At 67.3% G+C, this 19,086-nt stretch carries 9 protein-coding genes; 1 reads left to right on the top strand and 8 read right to left on the bottom strand.

What is annotated here, in order from left to right; all coding sequences use genetic code 11:
- Positions 1–107: 107 nt before the first annotated feature.
- A complete protein-coding gene (locus tag KEG38_RS11330; protein WP_272419355.1) occupies positions 108–6,587 on the bottom strand; it encodes an FG-GAP-like repeat-containing protein in 6,480 nt (2,159 codons plus the stop codon).
- 576 nt (positions 6,588–7,163) lie between these two features.
- On the opposite strand from KEG38_RS11330, the gene KEG38_RS11325 reads away from it, so the two are divergent.
- A complete protein-coding gene (locus KEG38_RS11325) occupies positions 7,164–7,727 on the top strand; it encodes a hypothetical protein (protein WP_272419354.1) in 564 nt (187 codons plus the stop codon).
- 49 nt (positions 7,728–7,776) lie between these two features.
- On the opposite strand, the gene proB is transcribed toward KEG38_RS11325, so the two are convergent.
- The 7 genes from proB to KEG38_RS11290 form a co-directional block, all read right to left on the bottom strand.
- Positions 7,777–8,898, bottom strand: coding sequence for a glutamate 5-kinase (gene proB, locus KEG38_RS11320; protein ID WP_272419353.1), 1,122 nt, complete (start codon positions 8,896–8,898; stop codon positions 7,777–7,779).
- Positions 8,891–9,559 carry a hypothetical protein gene (locus tag KEG38_RS11315; RefSeq protein ID WP_272419352.1) on the bottom strand — a complete coding sequence of 223 codons (669 nt, stop codon included), beginning with the start codon at positions 9,557–9,559 and terminating at the stop codon, positions 8,891–8,893. The genes proB and KEG38_RS11315 overlap by 8 nt, the downstream gene beginning before the upstream one ends.
- Before the next feature lie 40 nt (positions 9,560–9,599).
- Positions 9,600–11,408 (bottom strand): FAD-dependent monooxygenase, encoded by a 1,809-nt coding sequence (locus KEG38_RS11310; protein WP_272419350.1) that lies wholly within the window; start codon positions 11,406–11,408, stop codon positions 9,600–9,602.
- Complete coding sequence (locus tag KEG38_RS11305; RefSeq protein WP_272419349.1) at positions 11,405–11,857, bottom strand: hypothetical protein; 453 nt, start codon at positions 11,855–11,857, stop codon at positions 11,405–11,407. The genes KEG38_RS11310 and KEG38_RS11305 overlap by 4 nt, the downstream gene beginning before the upstream one ends.
- 96 nt (positions 11,858–11,953) lie before the next feature.
- A complete protein-coding gene (can, locus tag KEG38_RS11300) occupies positions 11,954–12,604 on the bottom strand; it encodes a carbonate dehydratase (protein ID WP_272419348.1) in 651 nt (216 codons plus the stop codon).
- Positions 12,604–14,181 (bottom strand): SulP family inorganic anion transporter, encoded by a 1,578-nt coding sequence (locus tag KEG38_RS11295; protein WP_272419347.1) that lies wholly within the window; start codon positions 14,179–14,181, stop codon positions 12,604–12,606. Before KEG38_RS11295 ends, can begins: the two co-directional genes overlap by 1 nt.
- A gap of 225 nt (positions 14,182–14,406) precedes the next feature.
- A complete protein-coding gene (locus tag KEG38_RS11290) occupies positions 14,407–19,086 on the bottom strand; it encodes a metallophosphoesterase (RefSeq protein WP_272419346.1) in 4,680 nt (1,559 codons plus the stop codon).

The raw sequence follows: 19,086 nt of genomic DNA, 5'->3' as shown, positions 1-19,086 counted from the left end.
GGGCGCGGCTGGCGTTGGCTCTAGAGCGTACTCCAAGGCTAGCTCGCTTCGGCGGTACGCAGCTCGCGCTGCCAGTCTGACTTCAGGGTGGAACTCGACCATGAGGTTCATTTGTAGAGAAAGTGCAGAATGGTGTTGTCAGCTTCGCGATAGATGATTTCGAGCGTCCTCGACTTGCCGTTGACGGTGATCTGCTGGAGGATCTTGATCGCCCCGGAAGCGCCCTGCGGGTCAGGCATCCGGGTGCCGTGTTGAATCGCCTCCGCCAACGTATGGCGCGGAACGTGACGTCCAGCCTCTGCCATGTGCTTGGCCGTCGTCCCGGTGAACTGCAACTTGTCCGCTAGCTCGCTAGTGGCCCTCTCCGCTTCTGTGAGTCCACCCTTTGCGGCCGGAGTCGATGGCGCTGCCCCCCCAGAGCCCGCTCCCGACCCCTCCGACCAAGCCTGCGTCAACCCGTCAATCCCCACCCCCACCGCCGCATACCCATTCACGATCAGCCCGGCCGACGCCACCGCGATCGGCACCCCGACGAGCGCGCCCCCGCCCGTGGTGCTCATCCCACCACCCACGAACGACCCGCCCACGCCGAGCACCATCTGCACGAGCCCGATGCCGATCTCCCCGACCGCCTTCCCGAATCGCGCGTCCGGCGTCCCCTTCGCCAATGCGCCCGAATCGATCGCGATCTGCGCCCCGATACTCCCGCCGGGCACCGCGCCGATCATCGCCCCCGCCACCACGCCGCCGCCATACTGCACCGCGGGCAATTCCTTAAAGCTCGCCTCCGGCTCCGCCGAGTCCGGCAACGACGCCGGCGGCGGGCCCGGCAGATGCGCGCGGAACGCCGCCACGATGCCGGTCATCGCCTCCGGGTCCTTCGGTATCCGCGGCGGGCCGATGATGAGGACGTCGAGGACGTTCCCGGGCAATGAGGGCTGCGTCGCTGGGCCGAGTAGAATGGACTGATACCCGCTCGGATCCACGTACGCGAGCGGATTGTTGAACGTGTACGAATACGGATTCCACGCCTGCCCGGACAGCACATCCGAGACGATGGGATCCGTCTGCAAGAACCTCCCGATCCTCGGGTCGTAGATCCTCCCCTTCGCATTGACGAGCCCGACCTCTTCGTCTTGCTCGTGCCAGGTGAACCCACGCCGCATCCCCGTGCTCGCAGACGCCCCGGCACTCCCACCCCACGCGGGATCCCGCGGCGCCCCGAACGCGTCGAAGCTCCGACGATCCACCTCCGCGCCGGCCTCGTCCGTGATCACGTCGACCGAGCCGAGGTGGTCCACGTGCACGAACCGCCGCGCCTCGTTCTCGCCGCGCCGCTCGAAGATCGCGACCACCCGCTCGCCATTGCTCACGAAGTATCGCTCGACGACCCCCTCGGGGCCCGTCTCCTGCTCGAAGAGATCCCCGAAATAGATCGTCTCCCGCTCCCCACGCCGGCCGAGCACCCGCGCCCCATGGCCGTCGTATTCGAACGTGGTGGCGGGGCCGCCGGCCGTTGGCACGTACGACCGCGGCAGGTCGAAGTCCGTATACGTGATGGTCACGTCCGGCCGCGTGATCTGATTGCCCACGGCGTCGTTCGCGAACGCCGCGCTCCCCGCGAACTGCACCGCGTGCGGATGCGCGGGGTCGTACTCGTATTTCCCGACGTCCGATTTGAACGTGATATCGCCGACGGCGTCATACTCGATCACCGTATCGCACGGCCCACTCCATTCGAGGCACGAGAGCGGGGTTTCGCAGTCCTCCACCCGGCTGCACGTGAGCCGATCGAGCTCGTCGTGCTGGAACCGCTCGATCTTCTGCTGTCGCTTGTCCTCCCTCGAATCGACGTTCAGCCGCACGTTGCGCCGATACACGAGTCCCTGGAGCATGTTCGTGCCGTGGTGCGTGAAGATGCTTTCCACGGCGCCGCTCCGCGGTGAAACATCGCGCTCTGTGAGCGCCCCGTTCCCGAACGTCTCCATGACGGTGCGCCCCGCGCCGTCGACCATGTCGAGCTGCCAGATGAGATCCCGCGTGACCCCTTGGCGAACCGCCGTCAGCGTGCCTGTCGTGTCGTACTCGTGGAAGACGCTGAAACCACCCGCGCCCGGATACGCGATCTTCGAGAGTCGACCGTACGTGTCATAACTGCGCCACGCCGCGAACGCGCGTGTATCCGCGAGCCGGAGCGTCGTATACCACGGCCGCGAGAGCGAATCGTACTTGTATTCGACCCGGTGCCCGTCCGCGCCGATCACACGCGACGGGAAGCCGACGCCATGGTCCGCCATGTCGAACTCGTACGTCGAGACCCCGCCGCCCTGCTCGCGGCGCGTGAGCCGGCCGAGCACATCGTGCTCGAACTTGTAATGCCGCCCCAGCGCGTCGACGAGATCCGTGACCTGATCGAATCCATCAAAAACGGACGTCGTCTTGCCCCGGTCCGGATCCGTCTCCTCGATGGCCCGGCCATAATCGTCGTGTACCGTCTCCCGGGACGTCCCGTCGGGCAGCTCGACGCCGCGCACGAGCCCGAACGGCCCATAGGTATACGTCGTCTCGCCACTCTTCGCGTCAACGACGGTGAGCGGCCTCCCGAGCGCGTCGAGAAGGGTCCTCTTCGTCAGGACGCCCCCATCGGGGTTGCTCTCCTGTGTGAAGACCTGGTCCTGGTCGTACGTATGCTTCGAAATCGCGCCCCAGGGCGCCTTCGTGGAGATCACGCGCCCGGCGTTGTCGTACTCCCACGTCGTGCCGAGCCCGGCCGCCGGAGAGTCGCCCTCGATGTGCGGATTGCTCTCCCACACCATTCGCCCGTGGAAATCGTACGACCTCTCCGCAACGATCCACTTCCCGACCCCGAACTCCGAGATCCCGGACATGAGCACATCCGGCCCCTTCGATCGCTGCCGCACCGGGCGCCCGAGCGAATCGAGCACCGTCTCCCGCGCGCCGTGCCCCGGCGTCGCCTCGTGCACGTGCAGCGCCCATTCATTCGCGAGCGGCCCGCCATCCTTGGCGCGCGTCAAGCTCCGCGTGCTGACGACCCCATCCGGCCTGTGCTCCTCGACGACGCGGCCGAACCCGTCCACGCGCCATTTCGTGACGAGCGCGTTCGGATCGCGCATCGAGAGCTCCACGCCGAGACCCGTGTCGAACACGTGATACGACGTGTGCCCCGCAGCATTCCGCATCGCCCACGGGTACGTACCCGAGGGCTCGTACGTCACGCATGCCTCCCGGTGATGCCCGAAGGCATCGTCCGCGAGCACGCTCGTGACGTTCCCGAAGTCATCGCGCAGAAAGTGTACCACGCGCCGCGCGGCGGGGTCGTTCGACGCGCGCGTGCTCCGCCAAAGCGCGCCCCGGAGGTCGAACGCCTGCTCGATCTCCCGACACTGGGTCTCGCCAAGCGCCGAGCTGCACGTCTTCTCCTTCTCCACGAGGCCGAGCAGCCACAGCGCGGGATCATTCGTCACCGTGCGCGTCGTCTTGTTCAGGAGGTCGACGCCATCGGTAAACGATCGCATCTCGAGCACGTTCCCGAACGTGTCGACGTCATCGACGACGGTAAACGTGCGTTCGAGGAGGTCGCCGTCCTGCTCGCGGCGCTTCTCCGTCCTCCGCGTCGTGACGAAATAGGTGAGGCCGCCGTTCGTCGGGATGACCTCCGGCTCCACGAGGTACGTGCTCACTTCCTCCTTCGCGGCGGAGATCCGCGTCTCGGACTCGATCACCATTCCGGCGAACGGAAACGTTTTCCGCACGGAATCGAACGTCACGTTGTCGGAGCGCTCGTGAATCTCGGTGCCCGTGTCGAGGTCACGCAAGATACGCTCGCCAAACCCGAGGAACCCGCGACCGTGCCGGTGCGCGCGGCCATCGCGATACTCTACCTCAAACCTTCGTGCCTCGTTCTTGCCATTGTTCATCCGGTACGACGAGACGATGGGGGCGCCACCCACGACGCAGACACGCGGATAGGTGCAACCGTTCGCCGGATCCGAGCGCGGCGCATAGGTGGGCTCACCGTGATCGAGCAGATCACCATACGTGATCTCGACATCCGGCACGAACCCGGTATCGCCCGGGTCTTTGGGATTCCTTCCCGTCGTGAGGGTCGTGAGCAGGCGCCGCGGCGCCCGGTTCCGGTACGCGACCATCTGCGCGTCGTGGGACGGATACACGATGTCCGTGTCCTGGTCCCCGTCGAGATCGATCGTGCGGAGCAGATATTGCGGGGGCACGGTCTCGCCGTATGGATTCTCGAACCGGATCGATGTGGCCGTGATCGTCGCCTGTTCCCCGAGCTTGCCGCTCTCGTACACCACGTAACACGGATCATCTCCGCAGGATCCCGGCGCCGGCATGAACAGGTCGTCGCGGCCGTCACGATTGTAGTCGAAGACCCTCGCGTACGGCGAGTATCCGAACGCATAGGCGTCGGCGCCCGGGAAGGGATCGTAGACCCCACCGAAGAACTCGAATTCGTCGCGCCCGTGGTTGGCGTACACGAAGGGGACAATGTTCGTGCCGAGGTTGCCTACATGGAGGAGGTCGGGATAACCGTCGGCATTGACGTCGGGGAAGAGCACCCGGAGCCCATCCCACTCCGCGTTCATGCTCGCAGCGTGCACCTTCGTGAGCGGATAGGAGACCATGATCGCGACCGGGTCATCCCACACATTCACGCCGAGGGCATTGGCCATGGGAAGACCCGTCGACCGGCTCTCCCACTCGAGGGAAGGTACATCGAGCCGATGCACCCACCACGTCCCGTCCGTGTCGACCGTGACGAGCTCCGTCTGCCCGTCCGCGTCCCAGTCGACCGCCCCGAAGAACCGCTTCATCGTCCAGCAAGACACGCCGTCGAGCGCCGGAATGTGGCGCTCTTTTTCCTCGAATCCGCCCGGTCTCCACAGGTGCGCGCGCCAGTACGCGAGCGATGGCTCGCAGTCTTCGCCCGGGAGGCAATTGTCCTCCACGTAATTCACGCCCCCGTACCACGTCCGCTCGTCGTCGCATCCGACGAAATCGAGCATGCCGTCGGCATCGAGATCCGCGAGCGTCCAGCCTGAAGCGCTCTCGAGCGTGAACTCCGATGCAAGGAAATGCGCCTGGCGCATGATCTTCGTGGCGACGAGTTCGAAGTGGGGCGACGGCTCCGGCTTCGATACGAGGACGTGGTGGAAGTTCCAGCCTACGCCCGTCGGTTGATCGATGAGGAGGTCGATGCGACCATCGCCATTGTAGTCGAGAGGAGAGATGAGCCACTGCCCGAGGAAGCCCGTCGGATAGGAAAGGTCCGCCCACTCCACGGGCACACCGATGTTCCCGCCGCCGAGGCTCTCGTACACGAACCAGCGGTTCCTTCCCGTCTCGGGGTGGGTGGTGGACGTGACGATGTCCGGGAGACCGTCTCCCGTCACGTCGGCGAGGGTCCAGCTATATTGAGGGTCTTCGCTCCTCGTGGGGACGCGGGGCCAGAGCGGGCTCGCCTCGAAGCCGCCTTGGGCCCCGCCGTCGCTCCAGCCGAACCGCATGGCAGGCTTGCATTGCGTGAGGTCCCCCGCAGCGCATTCTTCGGCCTTCACGAGCAAGGAGCGATCGGTGATGGGATCCTGGTCGTAATCGAATTCGTAGGAGCGGACCTTCACCCCGTCGGCGAACATGTCGACGCCGGCGAGCCGCTTGTCCCGCGAGATGCGCTCCCCCTCGTAAAACATGGCGCCGCCGTCGTTGACGGTATAGCGGAATTGAACCTCGCGGCTGCCCTGCGTCTCGACGCCGTCCGCGTCGACGTGACCCGCGTACGTGATCCGGTCGGGTACGCGCTCGCGCGTGGCGCCGCTCTCCGCGTTCGCGTCCGTCGTGTAATGATACCGGATCGTATTGCCGAACCGATCCCGCTCCCGCTCGATGTTCCAGGCGCGCGTGATGCCGTGCCGCCAGACGACGCGCGCGGCATTGCTTTTGCCGTACTCGACGATGCGACCGTCGCGCCGGTAGGCGACGAAATAGATCGAATCGAAGCCATCTTTCCAGGGCGCGCCATACCCGTGGATCTTCGTCTGCGTATCGGGGAACGTGCGGTACTCGGCGAAGGCGCCGATCGTGTCCTTCCCTTGGCCCACCTGGACCAGGCGCAGTCCATCCAGGCAAACGTGGTCCGCGAGGTCGAGCCGGACCCCGCGGATCGCGCCGTCCTGCGCGAGGTTCGCGCTGCAGCGGTGGATCATCGAGAGCCCTTGGAAGGAAAACCCCTTGCCAAGGAGGCCGATGTCGACGCTGCTGTCGTACGTGATCGAGAGGGCGGGCTCGCTCCGCCCCGGGGGCACGATGAGCGGAATGGTATGGGTCGCCGAACCCGTGGCCGACACGGCAAACGATCCGTCGAGGGACAGGGCGCCTTGCGCAGGCGCCTTGGCGAGCGGGTTCATGGCCGGATATGCGTGGTGCCCGGCGTAGGTCGGACAAGCGAGGGCCGGTTCGGGGAGCTCCGACGGCATGGGCTCGTCGCTCGCGCGCGCGAAGGGAAACAGGACGAGCAGCAAGGAAAGGACCAGGACAGCCCAGCGCATGACGACAACCTCCACGCACGAGCCCCCCTCGTGCGTTGTCGGCCGGGCTCTTACCGAGACCGAACGAGCTGTCAACGGGATATTCGTGCTACGGCACACATGGTCCGAGGGCGGCGTCGGAGGGGCCGCACGCGGCATCGGCGAAGGCGCGAGCAGCATCGCGCCACCCTGCGCGCGGCATCGCAGACCCCGCACGCGGCTTCAGGGAAGCCGCACGCGACATCGCGGACCCCGCACGCGGCATCATGGAAGCCGCAGACGGCATCGCGGACCCCGCGCGCGGCATCCCGGACCTCGCGCGCGGCATCCTGCAAAGCCGCGGCCGGCGTCCCTCGACCCTGCGCGCGGCTTCGTGGTCCCTGCGTGCAGCCTCGGAAAGGCCGCGCGCGGCATCGACGACCCCGCGCGCGGCTTCATGGGAGTCGCGGGCAGCCTCGGGGAAGCCGCGGACGGCATCGATCGACCCCGCGCGCGGCATCGATCAACCCCGCCCGCGGCATCTCCCTCCACGAGAGCAGGATTCCGCCCCTTGCGAACAAATCCGCCGTACGCATCCTCCCCACCCTCCTCGCGCCGTTGCGCGTGGAGTCGCAATCCCCATTCATTCCCCCCGCTTTGGGGAGGAGATCCCATCATGCCGAATCCCTTGGAGCCGTCGCGCTCGACACGCTCGTCCACGATTGCACCGCGTTCGCGCACTTCCTCGTCGACCTGCCGCCGCGCGCCCGGGTGGGTATGTGCTCGGAACAAGAAGGTTTCGCCGAGGTCGTCACCGAGATTCTCACGAACCAGGCCGTCCTCGGCGACAAGGCCGGCATCACGAAATCCGATATCGAGGCCTTCCAGGAGTCGAATGAGCGCGTCGCGATGCTCGACGCGCGCTTGCCCGCTATAAAGAAGCTCGTCGAAATGATGGAAGAGACGCGGGCGCTCGAAGACGACAAGAGGCAGCGGCAGGTGAACGCGTTCGCCGATTCGATCGAGCGCCGCGCGAAGACGACGGGCGACAAGGCCCTGCTCGCGAAATACGAAAAGACGCGGACCTACCGGTCGGCAGTCGCGAAGAAGGGCGTCAAGACGCGGACGAAGAGCGCCAAGGCCGCCGAGGTCGACGGAACCGAGGCGCCCGCCAAGGGCTGAGCCTCCGCGGTCGATTCCCCGCCCCCTCCCCTCTCCCTCCAGCCTGAGCTCACTCCATCGGAAGCACGACGAGGTCGTCCCGATGGATGACCACGATCTCCTCCCCTTCCTCCTCACGCTTCTGCCCCGCCACGCGCGCCGCGTCGGACGGCGACAGGCGGCAGAGGCCACGCGCGATCTCCCGGCCGTCAGGGTCGACGACGGAGACGGCGTCCCCCGGCTGGAACACGCCGCGGACGCCGAGCACGCCCACCGCGAGGATGCTGCGGTTCTTCGCGCAGATGGCCTCGGCCGCGCCACGATCGACGAGGATCACGCCGCGCGGGCGGAGGGTGTAGGCGATCCAGTGCTTGCGGGCGCTGAGGCGCTGGGGGACGGCCGGGAAAAAGGTGCCGACGTCCTCGCCGGACACGACACGACCGAGGATCCCAGGCTCGCGGGCGTGCGCGATGACCACGTGGGCCCCGGCGAGCGTCGCCCGGCGCGCCGCCTCGACCTTGCTCGTCATGCCGCCCGTGCCGACGCCCGAGGTCGAGCCGCCCGCGAGCGGGCGCGCCTCGGCGGCGATGCTGCGGACGAGCGGGACACGGCGGCCCTCGGCGTCGAGCAGGCCCTCGACGTCGGAGAGCAGGAGCAAAAGGTCGGCGTCGACGAGGGGCGCGACCATGCTGGCGAGCTGGTCGTTGTCGCCGAACTTGATCTCCTCGACCGCGACGGCGTCGTTCTCGTTGATGATCGGGACGCACCCGGCTTCGAGCAGGGCGCCGAGGGCGCCGCGGGCGTTGTTCGTCCGGGCGCGGTCGGCGAGGTCGGCATGCGTGAGCAGGACCTGGGCGACGGGGATGCCGACCTTGTCGAAGGCCTCCTCGTACCGCTGCATGAGGATGCTCTGGCCGGCGGCGGCCGCGGCTTGCAGCCAGGCGATGTCCTTGGGGCGGCTCTTCAGGCCGAGCTTCTGGATGCCGTGGGCAATCGCGCCGCTCGAGACGATGACGACGCTGCGCCCGCCGCCGCGTCCGGCGCGGTGGCCGCGGTAGGCGGCGACGTCCTGGGCGAGGCGGTCCCAGGCGTCGCCGGTGAGGCTCTTCGAGCCGATCTTGAGGATGGCGCGCCGGGTTTTTCCGAGGACGGCGCGAGGGTGGGAAAGATCGACCGCGTCTCGCTCAACCATTCTGGCTCACGACCTCGTCGAAGGCGGCTTCGAGGCGGCGCTCGACGTAACTCGGCAGCGAGGCGCCCGTGAGGATGGCCGTGTCGATCCAGCGGGTGAACTCGTCGCGGAGATCCTCGATGGAGTCCGGCAAGGTGATCGGCGTCGGGCGGAGCATCGGGGAGAAGGCGTGCAGGAAGGCGCGGTCGATGGTCTCGCGGATCTTGCGGGCCTCTTCGGCATGGATGCGGACGGCGCCGGAGCGGCGGACCTGCGCGACATAGCGGTCGAAGAGGTGGCCAAAGGCGAAGACTTCGAGGGCGCGGGCGAGGTTCGTGAGGGCGCCGAGGGGGCCGAGACCACGCTTCAGGATGGCGAGGCCGATGGCCTCGGCGGCCTTGCGGCCGAGGGCGCGGGCGGCGTTTTGCTCGCTGTCGACGTTGGCGAGGATCAGGCGGGCGTCCGTGGTGAGGCTGATCCCGTGGCGGGTGGCCGTGTCGTGGGCGAGGGCGCCGCGCAGGCGCGTGACGATGCGATCCGGGAGGATCGGCAGCGGGATGGCGAGCGCACCCATGGCCGCCGCGGAGAGCACGGCGAGGCGGCCGGAGGGCGCGGGCGCCGCCGTGGGAACCGCGACGGTGCTCTGGCTCTGGGGGCGCACGGCAGGGGCGGGGGTCGTCATGAAGCCGACCGTACCCGAGCGGCCGGCAAAGGGGCAAGCCCTAGGCTCCGTACACCTGCCGCACGATTGACGCGATCAGCGCGACGGACAACGTCACGCCGCGCGGCTGTCGCCACGCGACGTGTCCGTCCGGCCGGATCAGGAGCGCGCCGTCGGGCTCGATCTGCAAGGCCGTGTGCACCGCGGCGACGTGACAAGCGGGGATCTCCGCCGCGCCCAGCTTGAAGAGGCGGACGCCGTGGAGCGATTCGACCTGGTCGAGCGCCTCGACGTCCGAAGGCTGCGCCGTGGCCGCCGCGCCGACGAGCAGGGTGGAAGCACGGTAATCGATGAGGGATCGGCTGCTCTGGCGGCGGTCGTTGCCATCGAGCCAGAAATGGGGGAATCGGGCGCCTGGCCGCGTCGAGGGGACGTACGAGGACACGCGGTCGTCGGACGGCGGCGGCGGCGTGCCGTCGCGCAGGATCGCGCCCTCTTCGTAGGTGTAGCCGAGGTCGAGGCCGATCCGATCGAAATGGGATTTTTGGTGCGCGATGGCCGAGAGGACGCGCTCGCGCACCGAGGGATCCCGATGGTACCGCGAGAGGACGCTCTCGGCGTAGCGCTGCGCCTGTCGTTCGGCGAAGGCGCGGAGCTTTTCGGGCAATGCGCGCATCGTGGAGCTCGAAAGCGTCTCGGTCAGCCATCGAGCGTCCTTCACGTTGATGCCGAAGGCCTCCGCGACCTCGCCCATTCTCTCGTAATTGAGCCGGCTCTCGTCGCAGTTCGTCTGGCTCACCGGGCGGCGTTCGGCTTCGTAGCTGTCGAGCAGATCGGGCGGAGCGCGTCGATCGAGCACCATGGCGAGCTTCCAGGCGAGGTTGTGCGCGTCGCCGATCCCGGAGTTCATGCCGAGCCCGCCCGTGGGCGGGAATCGATGGGCCGCGTCGCCGACGAGAAAAACGCGCCCGCTCCGAAAGCGGTCCGCCACCTGCGCCGTCATGCGCCAATGGCTCATCGACGTGATCCGGATCTCCACGTCGTCGCACCCGAGCGCCGCCTTGATTTTTTTCTGCATCACCTCGGGCGTGTATTCCTCGATGTTCTCGTACGGCGTCGCCACGGGGTGATGAAAGACCCATCGTTTCTCGACGTGGTGGGCGATGAACACGCTGCCCGGCGCCTTGGGCGAGAAGATGAAGTAGAGCTTGCCGCGGGTGCGGACCACGTGGCGCAGATCGGCCTCGAAGTAAGCATTGACGACGTCGAGGAGCTTGTCCGGGCCTCTCATTTCGATGCCGAGGGCCTTGCGGCCCCGGCTCCCCGCGCCGTCGGCGCAGAGGACGTACTGGCTCCGGATGGTGAACGTCTCGCCGGTCGCCCGGTTTTCGATCCGGCTCGTGACGCCTTCCTCGTCCTGTTCGAAGGAATTCCACTGGTGGTCGTAAAACGACTGGATGCGCGGCGAGGCTGCGACGTGCTCGTGCAGGATCTTCTCCAGCTCGACCTGGGAGAGATTGAGGTAAGGCATGGGCGCTTCGAGGTGCTCGCGGTATTTGCGCCCGATGCTGCCGGCGCGCAGATCGATGCAGCCGAACTCCTCGCCGATCGTGTCGCAGAAGAGGACTTTGGCCGCGTCCTCCGCCGGCGATGCCTCCGCGGAGAGCTCGTCGTATCCGAGCCCGAGCTCGTGGAGGATCTCGATCGAGCGCGCGGAAAGCTCGTGGGCCTTGGGATGCGTGTCGAGCCCCTGCCGGCGCTCGATGAGGATGCAATCGATGCCGCGCTTCGCGAGGCACAAGGCGCTCACCATGCCCGAAGGTCCAGCGCCGATGATAAGGACAGGGGTGCTGACGGTTCGAGCACTCATGTCGCAGCCCCTTTCTTGTGGCAAAGCGAGACGCCGGCGAGGAGCAGCGCCGCGGAGATCATCAAATGCAGCATGGCCGGCGGGAGGAAGCCGAAGAGGACCCGGCCATCGGCGTCGAATTCAGCGCCCGCCGCGTTTTTGAAGAGGGCGGCCAGGAAGAATCCGCCGATGTGGAGGGAGCCGAGGAGGGCGCCCGTCCGGATGCGCGCAAGGGAACGCGGCGTCGCGGTCCAGAAGAGGTACATGGAGGTGAGCGCGCCCAGGGCTCCCCCGCTGATGAGCCATAACAGGTGAAACCGCGCATGCCCCGGCCAACCGGGATTGCGGAGGTGGTGCGGATCGAGGACGTCGATCAGCGCCGTGAGGAGGCCGTACGTGAAGGCCGAGAAGATGCAAAGCGTCTTGCCCGCGACCCAGGTCGCGGAGGACGGCGGGTGCTCGGTGCTCATACGAGCGAGGAGAGCACGCGCGAGGAGGGGCACGATGGCCGCAGGCGGCCATGCGGTGGCTGGAAATGGCCATGCCCCGCCCCTCGGGGGAGGACGTCAACGCTTGGGTGGCGCGTCGTCGAAATCGAAACGATAAATGTCTTCGAGCGGCGTGCCCGGGTCCATGCGGGCATGCTCCTTGAGGAAGCCGGTACGGAGATCGTAGACCCAGCCGTGCAGCGTGGGGCGGTTGTGGAGCGCCCAGGCGTGCTGGACGATGCTGGTCTCGGCGAGGTTCTGCACCTGCTCGGCGACGTTGAACTCGACCAGGCGGTCGAGGCGCTTTCCGGTGTCGGCGAGGGTCTCGAGGTCGCGGCGATGCGCGCGATAGACGTCCTTGATGTGGCGCAGCCACTTGTCGATGAGGCCGAAGGAGCGGTTCGTCATCGCGTTGCGGACGCCGCCGCAACCGTAATGGCCGCAGACGATGATGTGCTTCACCTCGAGCACCTCGACCGCGTACTGGAGCACCGAGAGCATGTTGAGGTCGGTGTGGACGACGAGGTTCGCGATGTTCCTGTGCACGAAGAGCTCGCCAGGCTCGGTGCTGGTGACGGACTCGGCCGGGACGCGGCTGTCCGAGCAGCCGATCCACAGGAAGGCGGGCGTCTGGGTCGTCGCCGTGCGCTCGAAGTAGTCGGGGCGAATGGCGAGCTTCTCGGCGACCCAGGCCTTGTTGCTGAGCAGGAGCTTTTTGTACGCGTCCATCACGACTCCCTTCCCGACGCGAGCTCCCCGTCGGGGCGCTTCCCACGCAGGTTCTTGAATTCGACTTTGATGTCCTTGAACTTCGCGTTCTCGACGAAATCGTCAAGCACCTCGAACGCGTCTCGATCGACGTGGAGGGCACGCGTGCCGTCGATGATGAGCGTCGTGCCTTCGGGGATCGCCGCGAGCTTCTCCTTGAGCTCGGCCTTGTGCACGAAGCTGATGTCCTTGTTGAAGCGCAAAAGCGCGTAGTTGTCCTGCGAGACCACGATCATCGCCGCGTGCGAGTTCGTGCGGATGACGAAGAAGACGCCGATCGCAAGGCCGATGAGGACGCCTTTGAGCAGGTCCGTGAAGACGATCGCCAGGATCGTCACGGTGAACGGCACGAACGCGCCGAGGCCCTCGCGCCACATCTGCTGGAAGAGCGAGCGCGGCGCGAGCTTCGAGCCGATGACGATGAGGATCGCAGCGAGCGCGGCGAGCGGGACGTGATTGAGCACGCGGCCGAGGAAGAGGACCGCCGCGAGCAAGAGGCAGGCGTGGAGGATCGTCGACCAGCGGGTGCGGCCTCCGGCATAGACGTTCGCGCTCGTGCGCACGACGACGGACGTGACGGGCAAGCCGCCGAGCAGGCCCGAGGTGATGTTGCCGAGGCCCTGCGCGACGAGCTCGCGGTTCGGCAGGGCGATCCGCTTGTACGGGTCGAGCCTTTGCCCGGCTTCGAGAGCGAGGAGCGATTCGAGGCTCGCGACCGCGGCGAGGGTCACGCCCGTGATGTAGATGCGTTGATCCTTGAAGGCGGCCCAGAGCGGGCGCGACAGCTCGCCGACGATGTCCACGGGCGAGCCGAGGATCGGGAGCGAGACCAGATGCCCGTCCTCGCCCTTCAGGTGATACCCGTTCGTGCCGAGGCGAAACGCCTCGTTGATCAGGGTGCCCACGACGACGACGACGAGCGGCGCGGGGATCAACTTGAAGATTTTTCCGCGCGGGACGACGAGTTTGTCCCAGGTGAGCAGGATGAAGAGCGAGACGAGCGAGATGACCACGGCGCCGCCGCTCGCGCTGAGCAGCGACTTCACGATGGCGGAGAGGGTGTTCTCTTTGCCGTCGGGCTCGATGAAGCTCATGTCCATCTCGAAGTCGAGGTCCCGGCCGAGCGCGTGCGGGATCTGCTTCAAGACGATGACGATGCCGATGGCCGCGAGCATGCCCTTGATGACGGCCGTGGGGACGTAGTCGGCGATCGCGCCGAGGCGGAGGGCGCCGAAGGCGATCTGCAGGACGCCGGCGACGATGACGGCGGCGAGGAAGGACGGGTAGCCGAGGGTGTGGATCGCGGTCGCGACGATGACCGTGAGGCCCGCGGCCGGGCCGCTCACGCTGACGTCCGAGCCCGAGAAGAAGCCGACGACGATGCCGCCGACGACACCCGCGACGAGGCCGGCGAGAAGCGGCGCGCCGGACGCGAGCGCGATGCCGAGGCAAAGCGGAAGCGCGACCAGAAAAACGACCAGCCCGGCGGCCGCGTCGTAACGCAGGTGGTCCTTCCCGATGTTCTCCTTGAGCGTCATCCGGACCGTCGCTTACGATCGTTGGCCTCAGCAAGCCAGAGGAAGATCACCTTTGTGTGCAAAGGTTCCGCGTCCCGGACAACAGGGCGTTGTGGACCTCCTTCACGGCCGGATGCGGCGGCGGCGCAGCGACCTCGGCCCCGAACACGACGGCGGAAGCCAAGACGGAAGGCGCGCAGCCGAGCCCGGCGAAGGCCAACGAAACGAAGGCTGCGTGGGTGATGATCAACGGACGAAGCGCGGTCCCGCGGGGGGGAGCGACAATCGGGCGAGGGGGTGCTCCGCATAGGAGCGGCCCTCGTCCGTGCTGTCGATATCCTGCCGGAAGTCGTAGTTCTTGAAGGAAAAACGGCGCGGGTGGACGCGGAGGACGGCGCCGCCGCTCGGGGCGTGGTGGATGGACGTGACGCTGTAAGCGTGGCCGTGGGGAATGTCGCGCTCGCGTCCGCCATAAACCGCGCCCGCAATGATGCGGAGCGCGTCGGCCCCGCCGCCGGTGACAATGCGCTCGCTCTTCGCGTCGTGGACATGGCCGGCGAGATAGGCGTGGGCGCGGCTGCCGAGGAATCGAGCGAGGTCGCGTTGCTCGGCGAGCCAATCGTCTTCGAGCGGGTGATGGCCGAGGACGAGGACGAGCTCGCGTTCGCGGGCGGCGTCATTGAGGAGGGCGCGCTGGCGCTGGCCGAGGCGTAACTTGCGCGCGTCGTCGTCGCCGGCGGCGAGGAGCGAGGTGTTCGCACCAATGAGTCGGAGGGACAAACCTTCGCGGGTGGTCTCGGTGCTCGACCAGAAGAGATCACGGCAGGCGGGCGCGAAGGCGGCGGCGAATTCGAGGTAGGCGGCCTGGCGGCGGCGGAGGAGGTCGAGGTCGTCGGGGTTTTCGAGGGCGTCGTCGAGGTCGTCGTCGCCGCCGCGGAGGCCACGGAGGAGGCGTTTTACGTTGCGGTCGGCGTCGATGCTGCGGTCGACGTCGTGGTTGCCGGGGACGACGAAGATGCGGTCCTTGGCGAGGCCGAGACGCTGGGCGACGTCGAGCAGCCATTTCGAGGCCTCGGCGTATTGATCGGGCTTGCCGCTCCAGGCGATGTCGCCGGTGACGAGGATGGCGTCGGGGCGCGGGAGGTTTTTCCCGGCGAGGCCTGCGAGATCGTCGCGGAGGATCGAGAGGATCTGCGATTGGTTATGACGGTCGCCGGCGCCCGGGAGGCCAAAATGCAGGTCGGAGAGGTGGAGCCACGTGAAGAGCGGCGCGGCTTCGGACGCGGAGGCGGAGACGGAAACGGAAGCGGAAGCGGAGGCGGGAGCGGAAGCGGCGGCGGAAGCGGGAGCGGAAGCGGCGGCGGGCGCGGGTGTGGCTCCGAGGACGCGGAGGGCGGCGACCTTTTCGGGGCCGGCCTCTTCGAGCAACGATTTCCACGTGGGACAGGTGGCCACGAGGTCGAAGCCCGTCATGAGGGACGCGTAATCGGCGTGGGCGAGGGCGAGCGCGCCGAGCGGGCCGTCGAGGCGGCCGTGGTGCCGGCGAATGAGCTTGGCGTGCTCGTCCCAGGCGAATGCGACCCAGAAGGCATCGACGGGATTCTGATCGAGCCACGTCTCCCAGGCCTCGTCCGAGGATTTTTCGTCGGAGGGGTGGACGTGGAGGTGCCGGCTCAAAGCAAAGAGCCATTCGTTCGCCGCAAGGGTGCCCACGTCGGCGAGCAGCACGGGCAGGGCGAGCGGGTTTTTCAAGTCGAACGTCAAATTCGGCGGGCGAGCCTCGGCGTGAATGCCGAGCCTCGGGCGGTGGATGTAGATGAGCCACCAGAAATCGTCCTGTTCGATCACGCGGGCGACGTGCGCCTCCTCGCCGAGCGCTTGATCCCAGCGGGCTTCCCAGTCGAGCGCGTCGGCCGAGGCGTCGGGGTTTCCGAGGAGCTTGACATAACGACGGCGATCCTGCGCGGGGACGAGGTCGCGCACGAAATCGCGGCCGAGCGCCGTGCCGAAGGAGCGCAGGAACGAGCGGCCGAGCGTGCGGAAGAAATCACGCACGAAGTTCTGCGCGAACGCGCGGCCGAAGGAGCGGAGAATGTCGCTGCGGAGGTCGCGGCCGAGGGACTGGACGAATTCGCGGACGAACGTGGGCTTGGGGTTGCCGGTGAAGGAGCGCGGAAAACTCCAGGCGAACGTGCGCACGACGGTGCGGACGAAGGCTGTGGCGATGCGGTGGACGGCGTCCTCGGGAATGGGCTCGCCCTGGGGGAAGGCGGCGAGGGCGTCCTGATTGAATCGGACCATTCGCTCGATGATGGGGACCTCGACGAGGTCGGCGTCGCCCATGCGGTCGCGGGCGAGCTTCGGGTGGCGGAGGGTCGTGGTGATCGGCGCGGGTTGCGGGAGCGCGGAGAGGGCTTGCGGGATCTTGCGGAAGGCGAGCGGCGACGTGAGGGTATGGGTCCAGTCGGAGAGGCGCCAGCCGTAGGGGGATTGCAGGAGGAAATGGACGCGCTCGGGGTAATGCTCGGTGTAGGCGAGGCGTGAGCTGATCTCGGAGCGAATGCGCTCGCGCAGCCAGCGCGCGGCGCCGAGGAACGGGGCCTCGAAGGGGACGGGGGCCTCGGAGAGGCCGGTGAGCCAGCCGAGCGTGGTGCGATAAACGGCCGTGCCGCCGAGCGCGGCGAGCGCCGTGGCCCAGTGATCCACGGTGGAACGTTCGTCGAGAATGGTGCCGAGCGCGGGTTCGTCGCGGAACACGACGAGGTCGGGTAAGAGCTCGGCGAGGTCGGGGCGGGCGCGAATGCGATCGGCCGCGCCGGGGAGGTCGCCGAGGAGCTTGCCTTCGAGGTGGAGAGCGGCGAGGGCTTCCGCGGTGGAGCCTTTTTCCTGGAGATCGGCGCAGGCGGCGCGGAGCTCGCTCCGGAGGTCGGAATCGCCGAATTCGCAGATGTCGTCGAGGACGAGGAAGATATCACCCGAGAAAGCGGGTTTTTGCGCCCAGCGGGAGAGGATCACCGAAAGGATGACGCGCCGGTCGCGCTCGCGGGAGACGAGGCCGTCACGAATGGCGCGGCCGAGGGTGAGCCAGCCCGGATGCTCGGGCGTTTTGGTCAACTCGTCGACGATTTCGCCGAGCAGATCACGGACGAGCTTGCGGCGGCGTTCGCCGCGTTTCCTCGCGAGGACGTACCAACGGAGGAGGAGCACCTCTTCCCAGGCGCCGTCGCCAAGGTGTTCCCGGACGAACCGGCCCTCGTCCTCGTGGTCGACGTCGAAGCTGCCGGCATACGCGGCGAGGTATTCCTGGAGCGTGAGGTGCAAAAAGGAGAGCTTGCCGCCGCCGCGGTCGACGAGCAGGCCGACGCGATCGCAGGCGAAATCGATGAAATCGCGCATTTCGGCGTGGGCGACGTCGTGGGAGAGGTCGCGCTCTTCATCCTCGGCGCGCTCGCGGTGGAGCTGGGTGAGGAAATCGAGGGCGTCGTCCCGGGAGAAGAGGCCGCGGACGCTGTGGGCGTCGCTGATCGCGCGGAACTGGACGTGGAGGGCGAGTTTTTCCAGGTACGCGCGCGGCAGCTCCGTGGGGAGGGCGCGGCGCTCGAAGGCGTGTTTTTCCGGGCGCTCCTTGGCGTCGAGCCAGGTGCGGAGGAGCATGTCGACGCATTTTTCGTAGAGCTCGCCGCGCTCCTGGGGCAAATGGCCGAGGAAGCGGTGGACGAACGCCATCAGCGTGAGGAGGAGCGGGTTCGTGGCGAGAGCGCGGACCTGCGAGGTGCGGAAGACGGCGCGGCGGAGGGAGTTTTGTTGTTCTTCGCGACGGCGATCGTTGTCCGGGATCTGGATGCGATACCAGCGTTTGATGAAATGGTCGATGTCCTCGTCGGCGAGCGGGCCGATGCGGAGGTGCTCGAATTCGTTGCGAGGCAGCGCGATGTCGGCCGTGTAGCCGTGAATGCGGGAGGTGACCCAGACGGGGCAACGGGGGTATGCCGCGCGGAATTCGCGGACGGCCTTGGCGACACGGCTCCGGGTGGTGGAGGAGCCGACTTCGTCGAGGCCGTCGAGCAGGACGATGGCTTCGCCCATGCGCAGGGTGGCCTCGAAAAACGCGGCGTGGGCATTCGAGAGGGAATGGTCCGAACGGGCCCGCACGGCGAGAAAATCGATCAGGGCGAGCTCGGTCTTGTGGGATTCGAGGGCGTATTCGCGGAGAAAGACGAAAAAAGGAACACGTCGGGGCGAGGCGCGATAACCTTCGAGGGTGACGCTGGGATCCGAATGCAGGAGCGAGAGGAACGCAAGGAGCGTGGTCTTGCCCATGCCCGGATCGCCGAGGATGAGGGCCGAACGGCCGCGATCGAGGAGCTGCGCGAGTGTGGGCTTTTTCTGGTCGCGATCGTCGGTGATGAATCGCGTGGGCACGAAGAGATCGGCGAGGCGAATGTCGCCGCGGGCGTCTTTTTGGCGAAGGGCGTCCGGGGGAAAACCGAGCAGGCTGACGTGCTCGAAGCCGCGGGCGATTTTCTCGCGGTAAAGGCGGGCGAAGGCGTGAAAGTCGAATCCGTCGAAGCCGGGGAGGAGGGCGCGGGCCTCGGGGGATTCGGGGTAATACCGGGCGAAGAGGGCAGGGACGAGGCGGAGGAGCTTGACGAGCTCGGGCGTCGACCAGTGGCGAATGGCCTCGACCTCGTAGAGCGAGACGGAATAAACGTCGGAATGGGTGGGGTGCGCCTTGACGATGTAATGCGCTTGGGGGTCGAAGCCCTCTCGCTGCGCCCAGGCCTGGACGAGCTCGTCGGAGAGGACCTCGAGCTCCCGCGCGCCCTCGTTCCCCGGCAAGAGCCGCTCCACGAGCGGCGAAAGCTCCTCGGACGCCGCCGCACCCGGCAGCGTCCCCGCAAAAAGCGCGATGTCGTCCCGATCCAT

Origin of the sequence: Polyangium jinanense (assembly GCF_028435265.1) — a bacterium.
In the GTDB taxonomy this organism is placed as follows: domain Bacteria; phylum Myxococcota_A; class Polyangia; order Polyangiales; family Polyangiaceae; genus Polyangium; species Polyangium jinanense.
This window is presented reverse-complemented; position numbering and strand designations above follow the sequence as displayed.